A 23,410-nucleotide genomic window follows, 5' to 3' on the forward strand; every position below is an offset into this window, starting at 1 on the left:
AAACAACTGAGTCTGCTGAATAAAAACTACAAAATTTTATTAGCCCTTTTGAAGAAACTAACTATGTTTTAACTGATTTTTTATTTCTATTTTAAGTGCTCTTATGGGGGCTTATATCTTTATATATTATTTTATAATAGTAATTTATACCTTAAACTATTTATTCAAAAGCAGTAATTTACAAGCGATTTTTTATGCTTGTTTTATCATATAAAGAATTAAGTTTTTTTCTAAAGATAAACCCAAATATCCTTGCTATAATACTAATTATACAGCTACCTATCATAGGTAAAATGAAATAATTGATAATAAATACTAATGGATTAAATACAGTTATCATTGTAATTAATAATATTAGTATAATTAAAATAATAATACATTGTTGCATTTAAAATCTTCATCCCTAAACCTAAAATATTTAGCCAATATACTGGTAGTTAACTATATTGTCAACTATATTACATAATAAAAGCATTAATAATAGGAATTAATATAACTAACAAAGCACACAATATTGTGCTATAAAGCATATGTTTAGGTATACTTTGTTCTAAATTAATACAATTATTAATATTATTGCACTCACTATCTACATTGCTATAAGAAGTTTTTATTATTTTTGCTAGATAGAGGCATGATGTAATTCCTGAAAAAATTGTAATAGCAATTACTAAATAATTATGTTCATTTGCTGCTTCTAGTATTATATGATGTTTACTAAAAAATCCAGCTAATGGTGGTATACCTATTAATGATAAACTTCCTATGGTTAGGCATAATGTTGTTATAGGAGCTTTATAATACATTGATATTAAATCTTTAATATCAGTACATTTACTAATTGTGTATAAACTGCCAGCAGAGTAAAATACTGTAATCTTTCCTATTGAGTGAGCAGTTATGTGAGAAATAGCAGCAAATAAAGATTCATTGCTATTCATAAATGCACTTAGCACTATTAGGCCTAAGTTAGAGATAGTTGAATAAGCCAAAATTCTTTTTATATTAGTTTGAAAGATTGCTTTTAAGCTGGTATATACGATTCCACATGCTATAAAATATTGTACGTAATTTAGTAACAACGTTTCCTGCGCTAGTACTGAGAAAATGCTAGTTAATAAACAGAAAATCCCAACATTAACAACTGCAACTGCATGTAAAATTGCGCTTACTGGATATGGTGCTATCATAGCAGGTGGAAGCCAGCCATGAAATGGCACAATTGCTGCTTTTGCAGTACCACACAATATGCATAATACTAAAATAGAATTTATTGATGAAGTGTGAGACTGTAATATGCTATAAATTTCTACAAAATCTGTTGTATGATATTGGTATTGCAAAACTATTAAAGTTGGAATTAAAAATAGTAAAGATGGTAAATATAATCTTTGAGTATATTTATGTAAAACTTTATTAGTTCTATGAGAAATTACGTGTCTTATTAATGGAATTGTAGCAAAGGTTAAAAGTTCATAACATATCAACATAGTAAAAAAATTAGCAGAACAAACAATATAGTTACTGATTAATATGCATAGATTAGTACAAAGTAAAAATTTATTCTGATTTGGTTCATTATGAGCCTTTAAAAAACCAATAGTATATATTATTGATATTGGCCACAATATTGCTATTAGCAAAAGTATATTACTGCCTAATAAGCTTAATCTTAAGCTAAAATCAAAGTCACAAATACTGAAAAAAGTAGTATAGCATTCATGTCCAGCTTGATATTTAAAATATAACAGTATTGCATTAATAGCATGCAATACTGTTATTGCAAGCATTAATAGTTCTTTAGTAAAACTTTTATGAACTAGAAATGGAATAATTAAATTCCATATTCCTATTGCAGTAATTATAGTAAACGGCATGTAACATATCATATCATTATATAATAAAACAATTTTTTTTAGCATTAATAAACTCACATGATTTTTAGCAAAAAAATGGCTTCAAGTATGTTAATAATTGATTGTAGAATATTAACATCAAATAGCTAATAACGGTTAAAATTAATGCTCCATAATTATTACCTTTAGGTTTTAAGCTAATATTAGAAGAATGAGAGTATAAGTAATGAAAAATTTTATAATGGTAATTAAAACTCAGACAGCTGCTAATGGCTAAGATTATTATACTAAAATAACCCAGTGACTGTAAAATTGTAAAAAAAATATTTAACTTATTAACAAAACCAATAGTTAATGGTAAACCTAGGTTGCTAATTAAAGCTAGTGTAAATAATATACCAAACACTGGGCAAACTGATCCAATACCTTCAATATTTTTCAGATTACTATCATGGTAATATATCTCTATTCTGCTAATTAAAGAGTATATTACAGATTTAATTACACAGCTAGTTAACAATATAATAATAATTTGTGCACCAACAGTGGAGTTTTGTATATTAAATACCATTAGTGATATATAGCTTGTTTCTGTTAACACAGAATATGCAATTATTGACTTCAGATTACCTTGTTGAGTAGCGTAATAAGAACAGAATATTGTTCCTGCAAGTCCTATGGCATTGATAATATGATGCGAATGCAATGTGTTGATATAGTTAATACCAATAATTTTATGGACAAAATATAGCAAAATATAAAATCCAACCATGCATGAAATTGGAGCAAAATATGATAATATTAATGAAGAAGTATATTTATAAGTGTTAATAAGCCATGAACTCATTGGAAACATAGCTACTTTTAATAAGCATCCAGTAATGTAAAACATTATTGCTGCAATCAAAGTTTTTGAGTGTTGTTGTGGCAACCTGGAAATTATATCAGTAATATTCAAGCTACCAGTATTGCTTAGTATAAGTCCTATGGCAATAAGTATAAAAGTAGCACCAATAGTTCCTAATATCAAATAATTAATACTGCCAATTAAGGCTCGCTTATCAAAACCTTGAGAAAGCAGAGTATAGCTTGCTAATGAAGCAATCTCTATAAAAACGTAAATATTAAATAAATCATTACTAAGAATAATACCAGAAAATCCTGTGTGCAGTAAAAGTAAGATAGAATATAATAAATGAGATCTAGATGGAGTGAGTGATGATAATAAACTTGTTTTTATAAGTTGAGAGTTAAATGTTAATAATGAGAATAGAATAAAATAACTAAAAACAATAATTATTTGGTTTACCCGATCAACTCGATATTCTATGCCTATAGGGGCTTCCCAGTTACCAATTGCATAGAAATGTGGAGAAGATTCTATCATTGATAATACTCCATATATGCCTAGTATTATTCCTAATACTGCACATAAACGCGATATTATTAATGCAAACTTTCTACACAATACTGTTATTAGACTACCAAAAAATGGTATTAAAACCTCCAGTATTACCAAATGATCTTTAACAACTTGAAAAATATTACTCATCTTGTTTTAATTCTGTTTTTTATAGCTGTAATAAAATATCATTTTCATTACAACTATTAAAACTTTTATGAATTTGACAAATTAAGCTAAGGCCTACAGACATAGTTGCTATGCCTACAACAATAGCTGTTAGCATTAGTACGTGTGATATAGGATTGGAATAAGTAATAGGTGAACAATTTAGTTGTTTAAAGCATTGATCTATTGGTGTTATTCCATCTTTAGTTTTTGCAAGAGCTATGTAAAAAATTAGAACAGAGTTTTGAAAGACTGCTAAACCAATAGTTTTCTTAACATAATTATAACTGCTAAGAATTATGTATAATCCTAATGATAATAATACTGCAGAAAAAAAATAAATTAACTTATTGGTTAGTATCATAATTAATCACAAATAAATAATAAATAATTAATAAGCTAGCAGTTACTGCTATACCTACTCCTAGTTCAACAATAAAAATACCTAACGATTGACTATCATAGCTGAAAGTTATTACATTATAATTTAAGTAGTTTTTGCCATATAATAGTGCTAATAATCCTGTTAATCCATATATCATTACTCCTAAAGTAGCTATAATACTAAGTGGTAAAATTGCTAGCTTATGTCTTACTAGTTGTTGTGGATAGATGCTATCATATCCAATGATAGCAGAAGCAAGTATAGATCCTGCTTGAAAACCCCCCCCAGGAGAAACTTCGCCATTAATCTGAATATATAGCGCAAAAAGTAATATGTATGGTGTAATAATTTTAGCAATAATTGAAGATACGATAACATTATTACCTTTCATATGTGTTATTGATTGTTTTTTTTATTAGCAAAAATTAAAATTACTGATATTCCAGCACAAAGAATTACTGTAGTTTCTCCTAAAGTATCATATCCTCTATAACTAGCTAGTATAGCAGCTACAAATGATGGAATACCAATTTGTGCTACAGTATTATCAATATAGTATTTTGAAACATGATTATGCATTGGAGTTGATAATTGGCCGAAGTCAGGCAAATCGCAACAAACTAACATAAAGCATATTGCAAAAATTATACATATCAAACTGTAAGTTATATTTCTATATAACGGTAATTTTTCTACTGAAGTAAAATTATACTGTATTCTTTTTACAATTTTTAATAATATTACAGTAGATAAGCAAGCTCCAAGAGCCGCTTCAGTCATTGCAACATCTGGAGCATCCATTAACAAATAGCATACACAAATGATTAAACTAGATAATGACATTAATAATATAGATTTTAGTAAGTTATAGCTTAGTGCTAAAGAAATGTTTGCTATAATTAAAAAAAAACAGAATATATATAAAAATATGTTAGCAATATTAAATTCTAGAGGTAAATTAGGAAAAGAATTAGTAGTTAGCATCATGTTTTGAGTCTGCATTAATTTTCAAAGATTTAGGCTGATTACAATTATACCAAGTTTTAAGTAATGTATGGGTAGCTGTTGGTCCTAAAATATATATTAAGATAATTAAAATTAGGATTTTAAAAATACTAATACTTTGATAATTAATTATAGTTAAGCCAATTAATGACATTGGTATTCCACAGCTATCAGCTACTCCAGCAGCATGGACTTTAGCATAAAAATCATAAAATCTGATTAATCCAACTACACTTGAGACAATGAAAAATATCCCACAAGCTAAAAATATAAAGCCACAACTGTTAATAAAAATATGAAGCATGAATAAAATATTATTTTCCTAATAGGATTTATTGTACTATTAAAAACTAATTATAATCAAGTATTAATAACAGTTGTGATTCTAGCAAAGAGAATACTAACTTAAGATCATTTGTGGTGACCCCTACGGGAATCGAACCCGTGTTTCCACCGTGAAAGGGTGATGTCCTAACCGCTAGACGAAGGGGCCTTATCATTTATAAGCAAATATTAAATTTATATTATACAAGGATTAAATATATATCAATAAATAAGTTCATATAAGTAATAAATATTATAGCTTTTTTAATACATGATTCTTTGTGCTTCTCATTAAAAAATTATAATCTTTTGTTAGGTAAGAAATCCCTCATAGAAATACATGATAGATAAATAGATAACAAGACTAGTTATAAATTTATCTTGTTACTTTTATATAGTGGGTTTATTATTATCTATCTTAGCAAATACTTCATCCCATGATCCAGTCGTAGCACTTCTAGTATATTCTGTAACTCTATTTTCGAAGAAATTGGTGTGTTCTACTCCATTTAAGATTTGATCAAGCCATGTTAAAGGATTTTGTTCGATAAGATAATTTTCTTTTAACCCAAGTTGTAATAATCTTCTATCAGCTATATAACGAATGTATTTTTTAACATCTCTAGCTCCTAATCCTTCAATTCCTCCAACTTCAAAAGCTAAATCAATAAATGCATCCTCAAAATGTATAATAGTACAACATGCTTCATAAATTCTACTTTTTAAGTGTTCTGTCCAAACTTCTGGATTTTCTTGAATAAAAGTTTTAAATAATGTGATAATAGAATTTGTATGTAAAGTTTCATCTCTAACTGACCACGTAATAATTTGTCCCATCCCTTTCATTTTGTTAAATCTTGGAAAATTTAGTAAAATAGCAAATGAGGCAAATAGTTGAACGCCTTCTGTAAAGGCTCCAAAAACTGCTAAAGTTGTAGCAATTTCTTCTTTATTATCAACATTAAATCGCTGCATGTAATCATATTTATCTTTCATTGCTTTATATTTTATAAATGCCTGATACTCTGTTTCAGGCATACCAATAGTATCTAACAAGTGGGAATACGCGGCTATATGAATAGTTTCCATGTTTGAAAAAGCAGACAACATCATTTGTATTTCAGTTGGTTCGAATACTCTAGCATAGTGCTTCATATAGCAATTATTGACTTCTATATCTGCTTGAGTAAAAAAGCGAAAAATTTGTGTAAGGAGATGCTTCTCCCCAGGAGTTAAATTATATTTCCAATCCTTTATATCATCTGCTAATGGCACTTCTTCTGGTAACCAGTGAATTTTTTGCTGAATATGCCATGCTTTATATGCCCACGGATATGAAAATGGCTTATAAATTGGTCTTGCATTAAGTAATGACATTTCCTTTTCCTAAATTTATATTACTGACATGCTAAACATTCATCATTATGATTGTTTTGTGCTAATTCTTTATCTGTCAACCCATTCGTTGTAATCACATGTGAAACTTTCTCAGCTCGTTGAATAGAAGTAGATCTGCAATAATATAAGCTTTTTATATTTTTTTTCCAAGCATCAAAATGTATGTCATGTAATAATTGTTTGCTACAATTTCCTGGCAAAAATATATTTAGTGACTGTGATTGCGAAATATATGGTGTGCGATCAGCTGCTAATTCTATCAACCAACGTTGATCAATTTCATACGCTGTTTTATACACCTCTTTTTCGTGATCAGATAAGAATGTTAAATGTTGTACTGAGCCTTCATGAGTTGCAATAGAAGACCAAACCTGATCATTATTTAATCCTTTTGATTCAAGTAATTTCTCTAAATTTTTATTTTTGATAGAAAATGAACCAGTTAAAGTTTTTTGTGTAAAGCTATTAGCAGCATATGGTTCAATACCTGGGGAAGCATTGTTAGCTATAATTGAGATTGAAGCTGTTGGAGCTATTGCTGTTTTATAGCTAAATCTTTCCTGTATATTGCATTTTTGAGCATCCAAACATGCACCTCGCTCTTTTGCTAAAACTACAGACATGTTATCTGCCTGTAATTTTATATGTTCAAATATTTTTTTATTCCAGACTTTTGCCATTACAGAAGCAATTGGTATATTATTAGCTTGCAAGAGTGAATGAAATCCCATTACTCCAAGTCCAATGCTACGCTCATGCATAGCAGAATATTTTGCATTAGACATTGTGTCTGGAGCATTATTGATAAAATCTTCAAGTATATTATCTAAGAATCTTATAATATCTGGTATAAAATGTTCATTACCTTGCCATAGTTCAAAATATTCCAGGTTTAATGAAGACAAACAACAGACTGCTGTTCTAAGATTATTTATGTAATCACGACCAGTTGGTAGAGTTATTTCGCTGCATAAATTAGATGTTCTTACTTTTAATCCTAACTTTTTATGATGCTCAGGTAAAGATTGATTAACTGCATCAATAAATAGAATATATGGCTCCCCAGTTTCAATTCTAGTTGTTAAGAGTTTAGCCCATAAATCTCGAGCTCTAACTACATTAATAACTTTATTATCATAAGGGCTAACTAAGTTCCAAGGTTCATTTTTTTCCACTGCTTGCATAAATTGATCAGATATTACTATACCATGGTGAATATTTAATGATTTACGATTAGAATCTCCACCTGTATGCCTTCTAATATCAATAAATTCCTCTACCTCTGGATGAGAAATTGTCAAATATACAGCTGCACTTCCACGTCTTAGAGAGCCTTGGGAAATAGCAAGAGTCATAGCATCTTGAACTTTTATAAATGGAATAATACCGGAACTATAACCATTTGCACCAATTTTTTCATTAATGGCACGAACATTACCCCAATAGGTGCCAATTCCTCCACCACGTGATGCTAACCAAACATTTTCCATCCATATATCTGCTATTCCCTGAAGGCTATCTTCTACCTCATTTACAAAGCATGATATTGCTAATCCTCTATTAGTACCTCCATTACTTAATATAGGAGTAGCTGGTAAAAACCAATGCTGACTCATATAGTCATACAACCTTTGAGCATGCGATTTATTATCTGCATAATAGCTTGCTATTCTTACACATAAATCTTGGAATGTCTCACCTTTAAGTAAATATCTATCTGCAAGAGTAGCTTGACTTGAAGTAGATAGTAACTTATTTCGTTCATTATTGATCTTTATACTAAATTTTGATGAACTTACCATATCAAAAAACTTAATTCTATAATATAACCTTTAATTGTTTAGCAAGACAACTAATTTCAGTACCTTATTGTGGTGGAGAATTGTTTACTGAGTTTTTTTTTATAAATCAATACCCATCTTTAGTTTAATTTAGCATTACTAAACTATTATTTGGTAATAATAAGTTATTATTGAATCTATTCAATCTAAAAAGATTAATATTTTATCAAAATTTTCAACTATAGGCTGACTTACTGGATGCTTACTTAGTAAATTAAGACTATAGGCACTTATTATGCATATAATTTTCTTGTTGCATAAGAGACACGAAATAAAACTAGAATAGTTAATTTGTAGAACTTGCATATATTAATACCTGCAATAAAAAGTTAATAATTTTCATGGCTCTTTTTATAGTGCCAACTGTAAATCGAGGTGCTGTTATCTGTGTAGCATATTATAATTAATTTATTAAAATCTGAGATTTTAGATGTTATACTGCTATTAGTATTTTAAAATTCTCGAAAACGGATACATAATCATTAGCTTGGCTATTTTTTTGTGATCATACAAATATTTTCTATAACAACAATAGTAATCTTAGTACTATAAGACTTTTAAAACTAATGAAACTAAGTATTAGTGTAATGCATTTTTTAATAAATGCATTATCTTGCTCTATAAGACAGAAGTATTACTACTGCTCTTATCGATGCTGTAATTGCATAGATAATGTGACTTTTCAAAGATGGTTAATTGTGTTTTCCTCTTTATAGATCAAGAGGTTAAGAAACATAAGGAAGCGCTTAGAAATAGCTAGAGCATGGATGAGACATATTAAAATGGTAAATGGATATATCTATATAGCAATTCACTCTTGTAGCAATATTATCAAATGCTTATAACGAAAACGTAGAGATGCTGCAGCTGCTAAGGTAATTTTTTCAGAAAGTATTTAAGAATAATGCTATACCAAAATAGTGATATATAAGAGTGTAGTAATACTTCCCGCTTAATGACTTTATAAAAACCTCCGCTGTTTGTGTTTGAATTGTTCTGAAAGCTAGTCGCTTCTAGTGCACAAGCTGTTGTCTTCATAAGCTTATACTATACACTAGCTTTCTCTATTTCATAATCTTTTGTAACTTATATTACTAATATATTTTTAACATACAATGTCTTTGATATGCCTTAGTTAATAAACACACATGCAATATAAGTATTTATGCTTCTCTTGAGCGTGAATATCTTTTTTGCCAGTTATCAAAGTAAATTTTAGCAACATCATTATTCTGAATAATAACAACATTTTCAGCATTACTTTTATCAGCTGCTTCTGTAAAATTAAAAGAGCCAGTAATTACTTTATTATCATCAATAATCATTACTTTATTATGTGCAATTCCAGGTACAGTATCAATTCTAACATCAATACCAGATTGCTTTAACAATTTAATTTTAGAATATTTTCCGCTAAGATTACTTTTGTCTAGTATCACAAATACTTTTACGCCACGTTCTTTCGCTTTTACTATTTCATTTGCTATACTAGCAGATGTAAATCCATAAGCTTGTATATATATACTGCTATTGGCACTAGCAATTTCTTTAGTTATTAGAGTAGCACATCCAGAAGATGAAGGTGTAAAACAAATATCTAAATTAGCCTCTTTACTAATTACAGTCTGATGCCTCGGTTCTAAGTCTGAATATTTAATACCAGCTACAGCACCAATTGTAAGATTAACAAGCATGACTGCTAGAGTCTGGCCTTTAATAAATTTAGATTTTCTTGATATGTTAGTATTTGTCATATCTTATATTTCTTAAATAAAGTCAACATTTTAATATTAAATTAATATAAATACAACTATAAATTGCTTGATAGAGATATAGAATTAATAGGGGGTTTAATATACGGTTCTATTGCATCTATTGTTCGTTATGTGATTATAGAGTGTAAGTATCTTAAAAACAATATTTATGCTATTTACTATATTTCCAAGATACTTGGAGTATTTGAAAGGATTTTGCTCATCACCTAAATAATAATATTAGAAGTGCAGATTTTCGTTAAATTATAGATAATTTAGAAGAAATAGCAAGTATAGCTAAAATAGATTATGCAACTTTTTTTCTCCTTTGGTTAGTTAAGAAATGTTAGAAAGCGATTAGAAATAGCTGGAGAATAAACAAGATACATTAAATGGTAAATTGTATTTATTTTATAAAAAAAAGAATTAAACTAATGCTTGGTTTTAAGAGTTTTCACTAGTACTAAGATTACTATTGCCTGTATAGAAATATTCGTATGATCCAAAAAGGAAATAGTTAGAACTAATGATTATGTAGCTTACTTTCGAGAATTTTAAAATGCTAATGGCAGTATAACATCTAAAATCTCAGATTTTATGTAATAAATATGCTACACAGATATAAACAGATGTAATTACAAAGTTTATATATTCAAAGTGCTGTTTTCTAACTTTCTAATGTTTTACAGGTTTTTACTAAACTTAATTTTAATATTTGTATTTATTATTTCTTATTTTGAATTAACATGAATAGATTAAGCTATACACATCGTGGTTTACTACCAGGCATTCTCAATAATTAATGGAAATTGCATAGGCCTTACTATTGCTAAATCAAATCTAACGTTAAAATTACTATATTGCTTATTGTGGTAAAGATACAGCTCAGCTGCTTTTCTAATTCTAGCTATTTGATTATGACTACATATAGTATCATCAAAATTTGATCTACGGGCTTTAACTTCAATAAAAATAATAATTTGACCTTTAGTACATATAATATCAATTTCCCCAGCGCTGTTACGCATTCTATGAGCTATTAAACAGTATAACCTTATACAGTACCTAGCAATTATTAACCATTCAGCTAATATTCCTAGATTGTAACAACTTATCATTAACGTCCTTTTAAACTGCTAGCACTTTTTATACACGATAATATAGCTAAAAACTTTAATTTTTATTGTTAAAATTTAATTGATTATCATACTCCTTAACCCAGTGATATGTAAAATACATTACTAATAAAAAAACTGTTGAAGTAGCCATAATATAAAATGCTGGTGCAATATGTCCAAGTGTTGAACCATAATTGTTTTTTATTGTTCCAGCTAACCAAGTTGTAATTGTTGGAGCAGTACCGCCAAATATTGCATTACCTAAGTTAAAACTAAATGCTATACCAGTGAATCTTTGCTCAGGAGTGAATAATGAAATTATAAAGATATAAGATACTCCTGAAACTCCACCTGCAAGCATGCCAAGACCTGTTAATCCTAAAAGCTGATGCCAGATAATATCTGAAGACATAAGAGAAAAAACTACAGCCGCCATAATTACTGTAGCAGCAACGGAGTATATCATCATTTTAGTTCGTCCTAAAAAATCAGAAATAGCCCCAGATATTGGCATACAAATCATTAAAATACAAGATGTATAAAATAAGTAATATAAAGCACTGCTATTATTAAAATGTAATATGGTTTTATAAAAAACATTAACACTCTTTACAAGATATACAATACTACTTGTTACTCCTCCAACACAGAAAGTTATTAACATTTTATGCTTTGCAGTTCTAATAACATCAACTAGTGGATATTTTAATAAATTCCTCTTTTTGACTAACGCTAAAAACACTGGAGTTTCAGCTACTTTAATCCGTACATATAGCCCTATTAATCCAAGAAAACCACCTAGTAAAAATGCTATTCTCCAAGCATCTTTAATATCAAAATAATAATTTTCAACTATTATACCAACAATAGTAGCTAACAGCATCCCTGCAGTATTAGATCCATGTACCAATCCTGTAACTAATCCTGGTTTTAGATTATGTTGGTGTTCTAAAACAAAAATAGCAGTTCCTGCTCCCTCACCACTTAAGCACAGTCCTTGTGTTAACCGCAATAATGCTAATGTAAGTGGAGCTAAGTAACCAATCTGGTTAAAAGTTGGAATTAATCCTATCAAAAAGGTAGGAATGGTCATGCCTAACATTGATATAACTAAAGATATTTTTCTGCCATACTTATCTCCAATATAACCAAAAAATATTCCACCTACAGGCCTTGCTAGGAAGCCTACAGCAAACAATGATAAAGCAGATATTACTTGTACAAACTCAGAACTTTTTGGAAAAAACGCTTGTCCCAATTGTAATACAAAAATTGTATATAATGTGTAGTCAAAATACTCTAATATATTTCCAAATATTGCTGCAAGAAAAACAAATTTGTACTTATTTTTACACATAAAATTCTGGCCTAATTGTTAAATTATTATTTGTTAATGCTAAAAGTGCTGGAGAGTAATTCTTGATATTTCTGTAGAATAAATGATGCATTGATACTTAGAAAGCTAAATTTTGTTCCAATTTGAGTAAATTATAACAAAATAAAATTATGTAAATTCTCATTTATTTGTAAAATAAGTGTATATGCATTTTGGCATAATATATCTGATTGTCAAGTATTAACGATATATCTCTATTTTATTATAAGCTATGTTAATATTAGTACTATAATCTTACTCTTACAAACTCAACTCTATTTAAATTAGAACATAAAGTTAAGATAATATTTTTGTTATTTATAGCAGATACTTTAGCTACTGCAATTCCATAAGGATAATATTGTCCATCTCCTGACGTTACAAATATTTCTTCAGGCTGAACCTGGGCATTTTCATTTAGATATGATAGTGTTACAGCATAGTTATCACTACCTCTACCAACAATAATAGCTCTTTCCTGAGAAATAGATGATATTACTGGTATTTTTGAATTTGAATCAGCTAAAAGCAAAACTTTAGAGTAATTATCACTTACTTCAATAATTCGTCCAATTAACCCATAATTATCATATACAATATTATTTTTCTTCACACCTTGATGTAGTCCTGCTGATATAATTCCTAGTTTGTTATACTCAGTTGAGTTAATTGCTAATAACCTAGCAGTAATTGAATTACTAAGCTCTTCTTCACGAAAGTTAATGAAATGTTTTAATCTTTGATTTTCAGCTATTGATATAGCGAGTTTTTGCTCAACATCTTGTAAATAAGATATTCTTAAGTTTAATTCAGCATTATCCAATTGTAATTGATTAAGAGATTTATAATACTGCGCAATATTAGTGTATTTATTACTAATAAAATTTAGAACTGATAAAGAAGTTTCAAGTATTTGACCTGTATTTTCTAGTATAATAGACTTGATACGCTGAGTGTTAGAAAAACAGACTATAAATATAGATGCAACAAGTATAAAAACAACTGTAATTAAACGAAATTTAGTTAATATAGTTAATAAATATTTTATTATATTTTTGCTCTGATACTTATAGCGATTTTCTAAAAGAGCCATAAAAAATTAGTGTTGCTTGAACAATACATGTTTAAATTTGCCAAAGTCTTCTAATATTTTACCACATCCTAAAACTACACAAAACAAAGGCTTTTCAGCAATTAACACTGGTAATTGAGTAGCTTTTTTTAACACTAAAGGTAAATCTCTAGTTAAAGACCCTCCACCACTTAATAATATTCCTCTATCTGCAATATCAGCACAAAGCTCTGGGGGAGTACACTCAAGTGTAGCTTTAATTGCTTCGATTATTTGATTAATTATCTCAATTAAACTCTCAGCAATTTGTTGTTCAGAAATTATAATTTCCTTTGGAATACCATTAGTTAAATCTAGACCTTTAATTGGCATAGTTTTAGCTTCAGTATTTGGAGAAAAATAAGCAGTTGCAATTTCTTTTTTTATTCTTTCAGCTGTAGGATCTCCTATTGCTAAGTTATGATAACGTTTAATGTAAGACAAGATTGCCTCATCCATTTTATCTCCACCTACTCGTACTGACCTTGAACATACAACTCCCCCAAGTGATAATACTGCTACCTGTGTAGTACCTCCTCCAATTTCTACTATCATTGATCCAGTTGGAGAAGTAACAGGCAATCCAGCTCCAATTGCTGCTGCCATAGTCTCTTCAATTAAAAATACTTCACGCCCTCCAGCACTCTCTGCTGCTTCTTGTATAGCACGCCGTTCCACTGGAGTTGAGCCTGAAGGCACACATATGATAATCATTGGTCCAGCGAAGCTTTTACGATTGTGTACTGAGTGAATAAAGTGCTTAATCATCTCTTCAGCACCTTTAAAATCAGCAATAACTCCGTCTTTTAGTGGTCTTTTTGCTTCAATATCTGATGGAGTTTTGCCTAACATCATTTTAGCTTCATGACCAAATGCATATGGTTTATAAGTTCCACCATCACGAATCAATGCAACAACAGATGGCTCGTTTAATACTATTCTTTACCTTGTACATAAACAAGCGTATTAGCTGTACCAAGATCAATAGCCATACTAGAGGAATATAAACTTAGTACTTTTTCTTTGACTTTTTTTATATATTTCTTAAAAAGCATAATCCACAATAGAATAAAATTATAACTCAACACATAAATATAGCTGTCCTTGTTTGGAAGTAAATGTAAAATATTAATTATTCAAGAATTAATTAATATTTTATAATAGCGTTATAGTTCTATTCTTTATAAGAATGATAATATCAATTACTCTATAAATACAAAAAATGATATATTAGTTGTATAGTTTATTACTTTTTTTTGTGGGGGAATCCAATAACATCAATATTGGAGCTGAAATAAATATTGAGGAATATGTACCTATGATAATACCGATAAATACCAGAATACTAAAACCTCTAATAGCAATTCCGCCAAAGAATATTAATGCTAAATTTGCTAATAGAGTTGTAAGTACTGTTAGTATAGTTCTTGATAATGTAGCACTAATACTAATATTGATTATATTTTCGATAGGTTTGCTAGAGAGATTGGTTTTATTCATATTTTCTCTAATACGATCATAGATAATAACTGAATCATTTACTGAATAACCAATAACTGTTAGTAAAGCTGCAACACTACTTAAATCAAATTCAAGACCACTAATGCTCATAAAACCCATAGATAATATAGCATCATGCATAATAGCAATTAATATACCTATACTAAATTTCCATTTAAAGCGAACCCATATATATATAGCAATTCCAACAAGAGCTAGAGTTAAGGCTTTAATACTAGATTTAATTAAATAGTTACTAACTTGTGGTCCAATAAAACTAGTTTTTCTTAATTCCACTTTACAATTAAGTTTTGTTTCAAGAATACTTTTTATTTGGTTGGTTATTAGTTCAATGTCATTATTTTGAGAGTTATTTGGTATTTTTATTGCAAAAACATCGTCAGCTCCAAAGTTATGTATTGATAATTTTCCAAAAGAAGTATCATTTAAAGCTGTTCGAATCAAGCTTAGCTGGGTAAAAGGGGATATTTTGATCTCTAAATTTATTCCACCAACAAAGCTTGCACCAAGGTTAAGCTTAAAAATTAACAGACTAACTATACTAAATATAACTAGTAAACCTGAAACTAAGTAGTTTACTTTTCTTAGTCCAACAAAGTCTATTGTTAATTTATTAATTATTGATTCTAGTGTCAGAATTTGCATTTTAACTCCAAAATATATTATCTGTTTAAAATATTCTCTAACATAGCAGTTTATATTAATTTTAGTCAATACTAACAGGTTGTTTCTTCTAATGAGGCTATGTTTTTAATTTTATAAATCATATTTAATGCTTCTTTAGGAGTTAATTGATCAGGATTGAGTTGTTTTATGATTTCTATTGTTTTAATAGGATAAGCAGGTGGTAATGTTGTATTATTTTGTATAGTATCGCTCTTAAATTGACTAATATCAGCCTTATTATGTTCAAGCTCAAGTAATATTTCTTTAGCTCTTTTAAGAACTATTTGAGGTAAACCAGCAAGCTCAGCAACATGGATTCCGTATGATTTATTTGCTGCTCCTTCAATAATTTTATATAAAAAGGATAATTTACCATCTGAATCATGAATTTTTACAGTAAAATTTTTTAGCGACGGTAATTTTGAAGCTAGATCTACTAATTCATGATAGTGAGTAGCAAACAAACATCTGCAGCTAATATTGTTATGAATATACTCAAGACAAGACCATGCAATTGATATGCCATCATAAGTAGAAGTGCCACGACCAATTTCATCTAATATTACAAGCGACCTAAATGTAGACTGAGCTAAAATCACAGATGTTTCTACCATTTCAACCATAAAAGTTGATTGTCCACTGGCAAGATCATCAGCTGCTCCAATACGACTAAATAATTTATCAACTACTCCGATTTGAGCTGACTGAGCCGGAACATAGCAACCTATCTGAGCAAGTATTACAATTATTGCATTTTGACGTAAAAATGTACTTTTGCCAGCCATATTTGGACCAGTAATTAACCATATTCTCTGATTATTTTGTAAATTGCAGTCATTATTAATGAAATTTTCATGCTTTTTCGTTATTAATTTTTCAATTACAGAATGTCGACCAGCGACAATATTAAAAGCTAAATCATTTGTAATCTCCGGTCTGCAGTAATTATATTCATGTGATATATATGCAAAATTACAAAATACATCTATTAAGCTAATGCTCTTTGCTAAATTGTTTAATTTTTTAGATTTTAAAGATATAGCCTTACATAGCTCGACTAAAATCTCTTGTTCGAGAGCTATAATCATACCATTTGCATTAAGCATTTCAGCTTCTAAATTCTGTAATTCATTAGTAGTAAATCGAACAGCAGTAGTAGTAGTTTGCTTATATATAAACTTGTGATCAGTAATTTTATGAGCATTTTTACTACTAACTTCAATAAATAACCCTAAAACATTGTTACGGCAGATTTTTAATGTATCAACTAATGTTTCCTGACGATATTGTAACTTTAATTGTTCAATAAAGTTCGAGCTATTATGAACTAAATGGCGTAGTTCAGCTAATTTAGCATTGTAACTACTTTTTATAAATCCACCATCATTAGTACTATTAGGTAGGTCAGTTAATAAAGCTGAGTCTAGTAGATTATATAATTCATTATCTCCAAATAATGGATTATAAATTTTCTCTAGATATTTAGGAATATTTTGATCTAAAACTTTTGCTAGTTCTTCTTTAATGTTTAATGCTAATTTTAAAGATATTTTGATGCATTCTAGGTCTTTAGGTAATGCTTTTGCTATTAATATTCTACTTAGTGCCCGTTCTATATCTGGTGCTGACTTAATAATCTGTCTTAAATTTTCAACTAGCTGTAAGTTTTGATAAAAAAAATCTGTTACCTGTAATCTTGAATTAATTGAGTTAACATTTGCTAAAGGAGTCGAAAGAAATTTGTATAACAACCTGCCCCCTTGATTTGTTACTGTAGCATCGATTACTGACAATAAGCTACCTTTAAAATTTCCATTTAGAGCAGATGTTAGCTCTAAATTTTTCCTTGCTGAAGCATCAATTAGCATAAAATTTTCATGACTAACTATTTGTGGAAATGGTAACTTAGATTTACTATGCTTTTGTATAATATTAAGATACTCAAGAATAGCTCCCACTGTTGATACTTGAGCATTATTAAGACTACCTATAGAGTCAATTGTAATAATTTCATAATAATTTTGAATTATTCTTTGGGCTTTATTGAATGAAAAATAACTTTCTACTTGATATACTATTTTTTGTTTATAATTATCAAATAAAGCTAATAAACTTGAATTATGTTGTATAGACTCTGATAAAATTATTTCTTTAGGATTAATTCTTGATAATTCACTAGTTAAATGATGTATTGCAACATCAATAACTATAAATTCTACAGTGCTAACATCACAATAACATATAGATGCTGTATCTTTATGGATGACAATTGCAGCTAAATAATTAGGAGCATTAGCTTTGATTAAATTTTCTTCAGTTATAGTACCAGCAGTAATAATTCTTACTACATCTCTTTTTACTACAGCCTTGTATCCATCTCTTTTTTTTGCTTCTTCTGGTGATTCTAGCTGCTCACATAATGCAACTTTATATTCTTGTTCAACTAACCTTGGTAAGTAAGACTCTAGAGCATGATGTGGTATTCCACACATCGGTAAATCTTGACCAGCATGTTTTCCTTTTTTAGCTAAAGCAAGCCCCAATAATTTACTTACAGTAATAGCATCATCAAAAAACAATTCATAAAAATCACCTACACGAAATAAAAGAATACAGTACTGATGTAAAAATTTTATATCAAGATATTGCTGCAGCATTGGTGTTGCTTGACAATATTGATACTTATTTCTAAAATCTTCTCTAGTAAGCATTAGCCAACAATAATTTTTAAATACGGTGTTTTTTCTTGTTATCAGATATTAATAAAGCAATATAATTTTTATGTAAAAACTTAACATTTAATATCCAAAATATACATACAATGATAAATAATATAGTTAAGAATATGATAATATCATCATATTTGATAAATGGCATAATTGAAAAAATTGAAAATTGCATAATGCTACTAACTGCTTTGCCAATTTTTGCTCCAGCAACTTCAACTGCAGCCTTACCTTTAGTTTTTATTTCATCATCAAGAGGAATATAAGCCATTTCCTTAGTAGCATCAAATATAGAATATTTTACTCCTTTAGCTAGGACATTTTGTATAGTTCCAATTAACACAATGATAGATAATGATGACACACAATGTATTATTGATTCAAGATAATTTTCTAATGCAATACTAAAAAAAAAACATGTTCCAACAACTAAAATTATTACCGGGGTAATAACTGCTCCATAATACCATCCTAAATAACGAATTATACTACAACTTAAAAATGAACAGATTATTGAACTTATTCCAGTATAAATAAGTATTGTACCTTGGTATGTCATAAATTGTTCAGTAGTAGAATATAATTCTTGAATTTTAGACATCCATACTCCTTCTATAATATTTATTACAACGCTATAAGAGATAATCATACAGCAAATTTGCCATAAATATCTAGATGACAAAATCACTTTTATGCTTTCTTTAAGATTCATTTTAAAGCATTGATTTAAACTTGCTTTGTTGCTCATAAATGAATGTACTATGCGAGTTTCTATGAAGCGATGTAATAATAATATGATAATAGTTGATAGAATAACAATTATCATTAGTGATTTTATCAGTATTTCATCTGTAGTTAATTCGCTACTAAACAATTTTATGAAAATATGGTTTTCTCTAGAAAAATAAACTACTATATTACCAGATAGCAGTAAATTTGATTGACCAAATAAAGTAAGAAAGGGGTAAAAATGTGTAGCTTCTTCAGTAGTAGTAATCTTATTAGCTAATTGCCAATAAAGTAATGAGAAAACTACAATAGGCCATAATTCTCCTATTATATAGAATAATACATCTCCCCAATGTCCCCACATTTTTATAAACCATTTAAGGTGAGGAAATTGTAATGTATATAGTTCAATGGTTTCAGGATTTGGATAAAAAAATTTATGATTTGGTAAGATAATAAAGCTATAGGTTACAAAAAATAAAAAAAAAGAAAAAACTATAATTCTAAACGCTTTTTCAGCTGTAACTGCATTACATAATTTTGAGTAGAAAAGAATAAACAAAAAACCAACTGGCATTTCTCCCCAGAATTTTATAAAACTAATTGATTCTGCTCCGATTTGAGTTGTAACAATAGTATTTTTAATGGCTCTAACAATATTTTGATTTAATAGAACAGCAAACATTAACAAAGCCATTAAAAAAAATTTCCTTAGCTCTGATGCTCTAATTGGCCATAATATTTGTCGTAGTTTGCTGTTGCATAGTTTTTGAAAATAAGAGAAGCCCGAATTATATTGCATATAAAACATGACATTTTTGAAGGCTATCAAGTGTTGTACCAATTAATTTTTTAATGTATTGGCAGTATAACTGCATTTATTAATTGCATAATGAAAAATCTTTTTTGGTGCACCCGATTGGACTTGAACCAACAACCTTTGCCTTCGGAGGGCAATACTCTATCCAATTAAGCTACGAGTGCTTGATTAAAACACTTGCCCTGATCAATAATTATTAACAATTTACTTGTGCTTTTTAATACCAAGTCCATTATATTAATAAGCATCTTTTATTGCAACTAAAAATAATTGAACTAATTTCATATTCTTGTTTAAGTATGTCTTATAAGCCTGGGTTATATATTGTCGCTACTCCTATCGGTAATTTTAAGGATATCACAATTAGAGCACTAGAAATATTGCAATGTTCCAGCTACATATTATGTGAAGATACTAGAAAATCTCAGAAGTTATTAACAGAATATAATGTTAACAAAAAATTAATAATATATAACGACCATAGTACACTTGAAACTAGAGAATATGTTAAAAGTTTGATTATTAATAAAGAAGTAGTTAGCTTAATTTCTGATGCTGGTACACCATTAATATCAGATCCTGGTTATAAGCTCATAAAATTTCTGCAAGAAAATGATTGCTATGTTGATATAATTCCTGGCGCTTGTTCTATTATTGCTGCATTAACTATCTCAGCTATGCCAACTGATAAATTTATGTTTTTAGGATTTTTGCCTAAAACTACTACCTCCAAAGAGAAGATTCTAAGAACACTTTGTAATTCTGATTTAACCATTATTGCTTTTGAAACAGCAAAGCGGTTACTTTCATCTCTTAGTAGTATATTAAAAATTTTAGGTGATACTGAAGTATGCATTGCTCGTGAATTAACAAAAATTCATCAAGAAGTAAAAAAAATGAAAGTTAAAGCAATGATTCAATATTATCAGAGTAATCTAGTAAAAGGGGAACTAGTATTGCTAATTTCCCCTCAGTTTGCATCATACTCTAATATAAAACAATCGCAATTTTTAATAGAAAACAAAATACGTAAATTTATTAAGCAAAAATTCACAACAAAAGATATCGTAAATTTAATTTATGATACCAGTAATCAACTACATAACAAATCTGATTTGTATAAGTTAGTGACAAAAATAAAAAATAGTTTGCAGTAAAATATATTAAAATACTTTTTTTGTTAATGGAGTGATAAGCTTTTGCCCTCCCATATAATTTCTAAGATTTTCTGGAATAATAACTGATCCATCTGGATTTTGATAGTTTTCTAAAATAGCAATGATAGTTCTACCAATAGCAAGCCCAGATCCATTAATGGTGTGCAAAAATCTAACTTTTTTAGAACCGAGTTCTTTATATTTACTTAGTGATCTTCTAGCTTGAAAATCACCAAAATGCGAACAACTTGAAATTTCTCTATAACAATTTTGTGCTGGTAACCATACTTCAAGGTCATAAGTTTTATGTGCAGCAAATCCCATGTCACCGCTACATAATAACACTACTCTATATGGTAAACCTAATTTTTCCAGAATTTTTTCAGCAGCAGTAGTAAGATACTCAAATTCTCTAGTTGCAGTTCCAGGAGTAGTAATAGTGAAAAGTTCTACTTTTCCAAATTGATGCATTCGTAACATACCTTTAACATCTTTACCAGCACTTCCTACTTCCGATCTAAAACAAGGAGTAAAGGCTACTAATTTTATCGGTAATTCATCTTCTAATAAGGTGGTATTAGCAAAAATATTAGTTAGTGGCACTTCTCCAGTAGGTATTAATCTATACCCAGTAGTAGTTTCAAATGATGCGTCAGAAAATTTAGGCAATTGGCCAACATTATACATAGCATGATTTTTAACAAGATATGGTGGAGATACTTCAAAAAAATTGAATTCAGTAGTATGAATATCAATCATAAAATTAATTAAAGCTCTTTCAAGTTTGGCAAGATCATGTTTTAAAATTACAAACCTACTACCTGACATCTTAGTAGCTATATTAAAATCCATCATTCCTAAATTCTTTCCAATTTCATAATGATGTTTAGGTGATTTTATATTTGAATTGTACCACACTCTCTAAGCACTTTATTCATATCACTATTAACACCGTATGGTACCTCATCGGCAGCTATATTGGGAAGATTATTCATAATTTCAGAAAACTTTTTTTCATAATGAAATAATGAATTTTCTAGCTTATCTATTTTTTGATTAATAAGTTTAACATCACTTTGTATCTTTTCACACTCTACGCTTGATTTATTATGAGCACAGGCTATATAATTAGATTTTTCTTTTCTTTCATGCTGTAATTGTTGAATTAAAGCTATTAATTTTCTTTTTTTTAAATCAATATGCATTATTGATTTAGATACTGAATTAATTCCTCGTTTACTTAATAACTCATCAAGTTTACTTGGATTTTCTCTAATCCACTTTATGTCTAGCATTTGTTCTCGACTTTAAAATTTTACATGTTATTATAGAAGCCTCATATAATAAAATCAATGGAGTTGCAAGAGCGAACTGACTTATAATATCTGGTGGAGTTAATACAGCAGCTATTATGAAGTTTAGTACTATAGCTATTCTTCTTTTTTTTATTAATGTTGATATCGAAATAATATTTAATAAATTTAACATTATTAATATTAATGGTAACTCAAAGGAAATACCAAAAGCTAAACTAAATTGTATTAATAAAGTTAAATATTCACTCATTCTTGCTTCTAAGACTATTGGAAGTCCAGTATCTTTTAGTGATTCAAATCCTAAAAAGAAATAACATGCATTAGGTATTACTAAGAAAAAAGCAAATAAGTTGCCAAGATAAAATAATATTGGTGATATAAATATCAAAATTCTAAAATAGTATTTTTCAGACTTATACAATCCTGGAGCTATAAAGAAGTAAATTTGTGCTGATAATATTGGAATGATAATTAAAAATCCCGTATAAAATGACAATTGTAGATAAGTAAAGAATCCCTCTGCTAAACCAGTGTATATCATTCTATGACTTTGATCAGGTAAGATATTTTTTAGTGGAATAGTTAAAAAATTGTATATGTTTTTACTATAGCAATAACTTATTCCACAAGCTAGCAAAAAACAAATTAGTACTTTTAATACTCTAACTTTAAGTTCAGCTAGATGTTCACTGAATTTATAAGTTTTAAAATTCATAGTTACATTGGTTTAATGATATT

The 23,410-nt window shown here is 28.6% G+C and carries 17 protein-coding genes, 2 tRNA genes and 2 pseudogenes; 1 reads left to right on the plus strand and 20 read right to left on the minus strand.

What is annotated here, in order from left to right; all coding sequences use genetic code 11:
• Positions 1 to 458: 458 nt before the first annotated feature.
• The 18 genes and pseudogenes from OCHUTO_RS00975 to OCHUTO_RS01060 form a co-directional block, all read right to left on the minus strand.
• Complete coding sequence (locus OCHUTO_RS00975; protein WP_232296908.1) at positions 459 to 1,877, minus strand: proton-conducting transporter transmembrane domain-containing protein; 1,419 nt, start codon at positions 1,875 to 1,877, stop codon at positions 459 to 461.
• Between the two features lie 64 nt (positions 1,878 to 1,941).
• Positions 1,942 to 3,408: a proton-conducting transporter transmembrane domain-containing protein gene (locus tag OCHUTO_RS00980; RefSeq protein WP_045797012.1), complete on the minus strand. Its 1,467-nt coding sequence runs from the start codon at positions 3,406 to 3,408 to the stop codon at positions 1,942 to 1,944.
• A gap of 19 nt (positions 3,409 to 3,427) precedes the next feature.
• Positions 3,428 to 3,790, minus strand: a complete 363-nt coding sequence (locus OCHUTO_RS00985) for a cation:proton antiporter subunit C (protein ID WP_045797013.1) — start codon at positions 3,788 to 3,790, stop codon at positions 3,428 to 3,430.
• Complete coding sequence (locus OCHUTO_RS00990; protein ID WP_045797014.1) at positions 3,774 to 4,202, minus strand: Na(+)/H(+) antiporter subunit B; 429 nt, start codon at positions 4,200 to 4,202, stop codon at positions 3,774 to 3,776. The genes OCHUTO_RS00985 and OCHUTO_RS00990 overlap by 17 nt, the downstream gene beginning before the upstream one ends.
• 5 nt (positions 4,203 to 4,207) lie before the next feature.
• Positions 4,208 to 4,798: a DUF4040 domain-containing protein gene (locus tag OCHUTO_RS00995; RefSeq protein WP_045797015.1), complete on the minus strand. Its 591-nt coding sequence runs from the start codon at positions 4,796 to 4,798 to the stop codon at positions 4,208 to 4,210.
• Complete coding sequence (locus OCHUTO_RS01000; RefSeq protein ID WP_045797016.1) at positions 4,782 to 5,120, minus strand: monovalent cation/H(+) antiporter subunit G; 339 nt, start codon at positions 5,118 to 5,120, stop codon at positions 4,782 to 4,784. Before OCHUTO_RS01000 ends, OCHUTO_RS00995 begins: the two co-directional genes overlap by 17 nt.
• A 114-nt stretch (positions 5,121 to 5,234) precedes the next feature.
• Positions 5,235 to 5,309: transfer RNA gene (locus tag OCHUTO_RS01005), tRNA-Glu, on the minus strand.
• A gap of 221 nt (positions 5,310 to 5,530) precedes the next feature.
• Entirely contained in the window at positions 5,531 to 6,517 is a 987-nt protein-coding gene (locus tag OCHUTO_RS01010) for a ribonucleotide-diphosphate reductase subunit beta (protein ID WP_045797017.1), read from the minus strand.
• A gap of 20 nt (positions 6,518 to 6,537) precedes the next feature.
• Positions 6,538 to 8,340, minus strand: coding sequence for a ribonucleoside-diphosphate reductase subunit alpha (locus OCHUTO_RS01015; RefSeq protein ID WP_045797018.1), 1,803 nt, complete (start codon positions 8,338 to 8,340; stop codon positions 6,538 to 6,540).
• 1,202 nt (positions 8,341 to 9,542) lie between these two features.
• Positions 9,543 to 10,133, minus strand: coding sequence for a phospholipase D family nuclease (locus OCHUTO_RS01020; RefSeq protein WP_045797019.1), 591 nt, complete (start codon positions 10,131 to 10,133; stop codon positions 9,543 to 9,545).
• A gap of 779 nt (positions 10,134 to 10,912) precedes the next feature.
• The gene (locus OCHUTO_RS01025; RefSeq protein WP_045797020.1) at positions 10,913 to 11,251 is read right to left on the minus strand and encodes a YraN family protein; all 339 of its coding nucleotides are present in this window, start codon (positions 11,249 to 11,251) and stop codon (positions 10,913 to 10,915) included.
• Between the two features lie 55 nt (positions 11,252 to 11,306).
• Complete coding sequence (locus tag OCHUTO_RS01030; protein ID WP_045797021.1) at positions 11,307 to 12,608, minus strand: MFS transporter; 1,302 nt, start codon at positions 12,606 to 12,608, stop codon at positions 11,307 to 11,309.
• A 265-nt stretch (positions 12,609 to 12,873) separates the two neighbouring features.
• The gene (mreC, locus tag OCHUTO_RS01035; protein ID WP_045797022.1) at positions 12,874 to 13,719 is read right to left on the minus strand and encodes a rod shape-determining protein MreC; all 846 of its coding nucleotides are present in this window, start codon (positions 13,717 to 13,719) and stop codon (positions 12,874 to 12,876) included.
• Positions 13,720 to 13,725: 6 nt separating this feature from the next.
• Positions 13,726 to 14,792 (minus strand): annotated as a pseudogene (locus OCHUTO_RS01040) (rod shape-determining protein).
• Positions 14,793 to 14,967: 175 nt separating this feature from the next.
• The gene (secF, locus tag OCHUTO_RS01045; protein WP_045797033.1) at positions 14,968 to 15,903 is read right to left on the minus strand and encodes a protein translocase subunit SecF; all 936 of its coding nucleotides are present in this window, start codon (positions 15,901 to 15,903) and stop codon (positions 14,968 to 14,970) included.
• A gap of 71 nt (positions 15,904 to 15,974) precedes the next feature.
• A complete protein-coding gene (gene mutS / locus OCHUTO_RS01050) occupies positions 15,975 to 18,635 on the minus strand; it encodes a DNA mismatch repair protein MutS (RefSeq protein WP_045797023.1) in 2,661 nt (886 codons plus the stop codon).
• Between the two features lie 16 nt (positions 18,636 to 18,651).
• Complete coding sequence (locus tag OCHUTO_RS01055; protein WP_045797024.1) at positions 18,652 to 20,190, minus strand: Npt1/Npt2 family nucleotide transporter; 1,539 nt, start codon at positions 20,188 to 20,190, stop codon at positions 18,652 to 18,654.
• Between the two features lie 96 nt (positions 20,191 to 20,286).
• Positions 20,287 to 20,363, minus strand: a tRNA-Arg gene (locus OCHUTO_RS01060).
• A gap of 135 nt (positions 20,364 to 20,498) precedes the next feature.
• On the opposite strand from OCHUTO_RS01060, the gene rsmI reads away from it, so the two are divergent.
• Positions 20,499 to 21,356, plus strand: coding sequence for a 16S rRNA (cytidine(1402)-2'-O)-methyltransferase (gene rsmI, locus OCHUTO_RS01065; protein ID WP_045797025.1), 858 nt, complete (start codon positions 20,499 to 20,501; stop codon positions 21,354 to 21,356).
• A gap of 6 nt (positions 21,357 to 21,362) precedes the next feature.
• On the opposite strand, the pseudogene serS reads toward rsmI, so the two are convergent.
• Together serS and tatC are read right to left on the minus strand one after the other, a co-directional pair.
• Positions 21,363 to 22,651 (minus strand): annotated as a pseudogene (serS, locus tag OCHUTO_RS01070) (serine--tRNA ligase).
• Complete coding sequence (gene tatC / locus OCHUTO_RS01075; protein ID WP_045797026.1) at positions 22,629 to 23,387, minus strand: twin-arginine translocase subunit TatC; 759 nt, start codon at positions 23,385 to 23,387, stop codon at positions 22,629 to 22,631. Before tatC ends, serS begins: the two are co-directional and overlap by 23 nt.
• Between the last annotated feature and the right edge of the window lie 23 nt (positions 23,388 to 23,410).

Origin of the sequence: Orientia chuto str. Dubai (assembly GCF_000964595.1) — a bacterium.
Taxonomy (GTDB): domain Bacteria; phylum Pseudomonadota; class Alphaproteobacteria; order Rickettsiales; family Rickettsiaceae; genus Orientia; species Orientia mediorientalis.

Excerpts from the sequence above, each read along its gene's own strand:
- mutS (WP_045797023.1), bottom strand. The coding sequence starts at position 18,635 with ATGCTTACTAGAGAAGATTTTAGAAATAAGTATCAATATTGTCAAGCA.
- OCHUTO_RS01055 (WP_045797024.1), bottom strand. The coding sequence starts at position 20,190 with ATGTTTTATATGCAATATAATTCGGGCTTCTCTTATTTTCAAAAACTA.
- OCHUTO_RS00985 (WP_045797013.1), bottom strand. The coding sequence starts at position 3,790 with ATGATACTAACCAATAAGTTAATTTATTTTTTTTCTGCAGTATTATTA.
- OCHUTO_RS00975 (WP_232296908.1), bottom strand. The coding sequence starts at position 1,877 with ATGCCGTTTACTATAATTACTGCAATAGGAATATGGAATTTAATTATT.
- rsmI (WP_045797025.1), top strand. The coding sequence starts at position 20,499 with ATGTCTTATAAGCCTGGGTTATATATTGTCGCTACTCCTATCGGTAAT.
- OCHUTO_RS00980 (WP_045797012.1), bottom strand. The coding sequence starts at position 3,408 with ATGAGTAATATTTTTCAAGTTGTTAAAGATCATTTGGTAATACTGGAG.
- secF (WP_045797033.1), bottom strand. The coding sequence starts at position 15,903 with ATGCAAATTCTGACACTAGAATCAATAATTAATAAATTAACAATAGAC.
- OCHUTO_RS01025 (WP_045797020.1), bottom strand. The coding sequence starts at position 11,251 with ATGATAAGTTGTTACAATCTAGGAATATTAGCTGAATGGTTAATAATT.
- tatC (WP_045797026.1), bottom strand. The coding sequence starts at position 23,387 with ATGAATTTTAAAACTTATAAATTCAGTGAACATCTAGCTGAACTTAAA.
- OCHUTO_RS01020 (WP_045797019.1), bottom strand. The coding sequence starts at position 10,133 with ATGACAAATACTAACATATCAAGAAAATCTAAATTTATTAAAGGCCAG.
- OCHUTO_RS01000 (WP_045797016.1), bottom strand. The coding sequence starts at position 5,120 with ATGCTTCATATTTTTATTAACAGTTGTGGCTTTATATTTTTAGCTTGT.
- OCHUTO_RS01010 (WP_045797017.1), bottom strand. The coding sequence starts at position 6,517 with ATGTCATTACTTAATGCAAGACCAATTTATAAGCCATTTTCATATCCG.
- OCHUTO_RS00990 (WP_045797014.1), bottom strand. The coding sequence starts at position 4,202 with ATGAAAGGTAATAATGTTATCGTATCTTCAATTATTGCTAAAATTATT.
- OCHUTO_RS00995 (WP_045797015.1), bottom strand. The coding sequence starts at position 4,798 with ATGATGCTAACTACTAATTCTTTTCCTAATTTACCTCTAGAATTTAAT.
- mreC (WP_045797022.1), bottom strand. The coding sequence starts at position 13,719 with ATGGCTCTTTTAGAAAATCGCTATAAGTATCAGAGCAAAAATATAATA.
- OCHUTO_RS01015 (WP_045797018.1), bottom strand. The coding sequence starts at position 8,340 with ATGGTAAGTTCATCAAAATTTAGTATAAAGATCAATAATGAACGAAAT.
- OCHUTO_RS01030 (WP_045797021.1), bottom strand. The coding sequence starts at position 12,608 with ATGTGTAAAAATAAGTACAAATTTGTTTTTCTTGCAGCAATATTTGGA.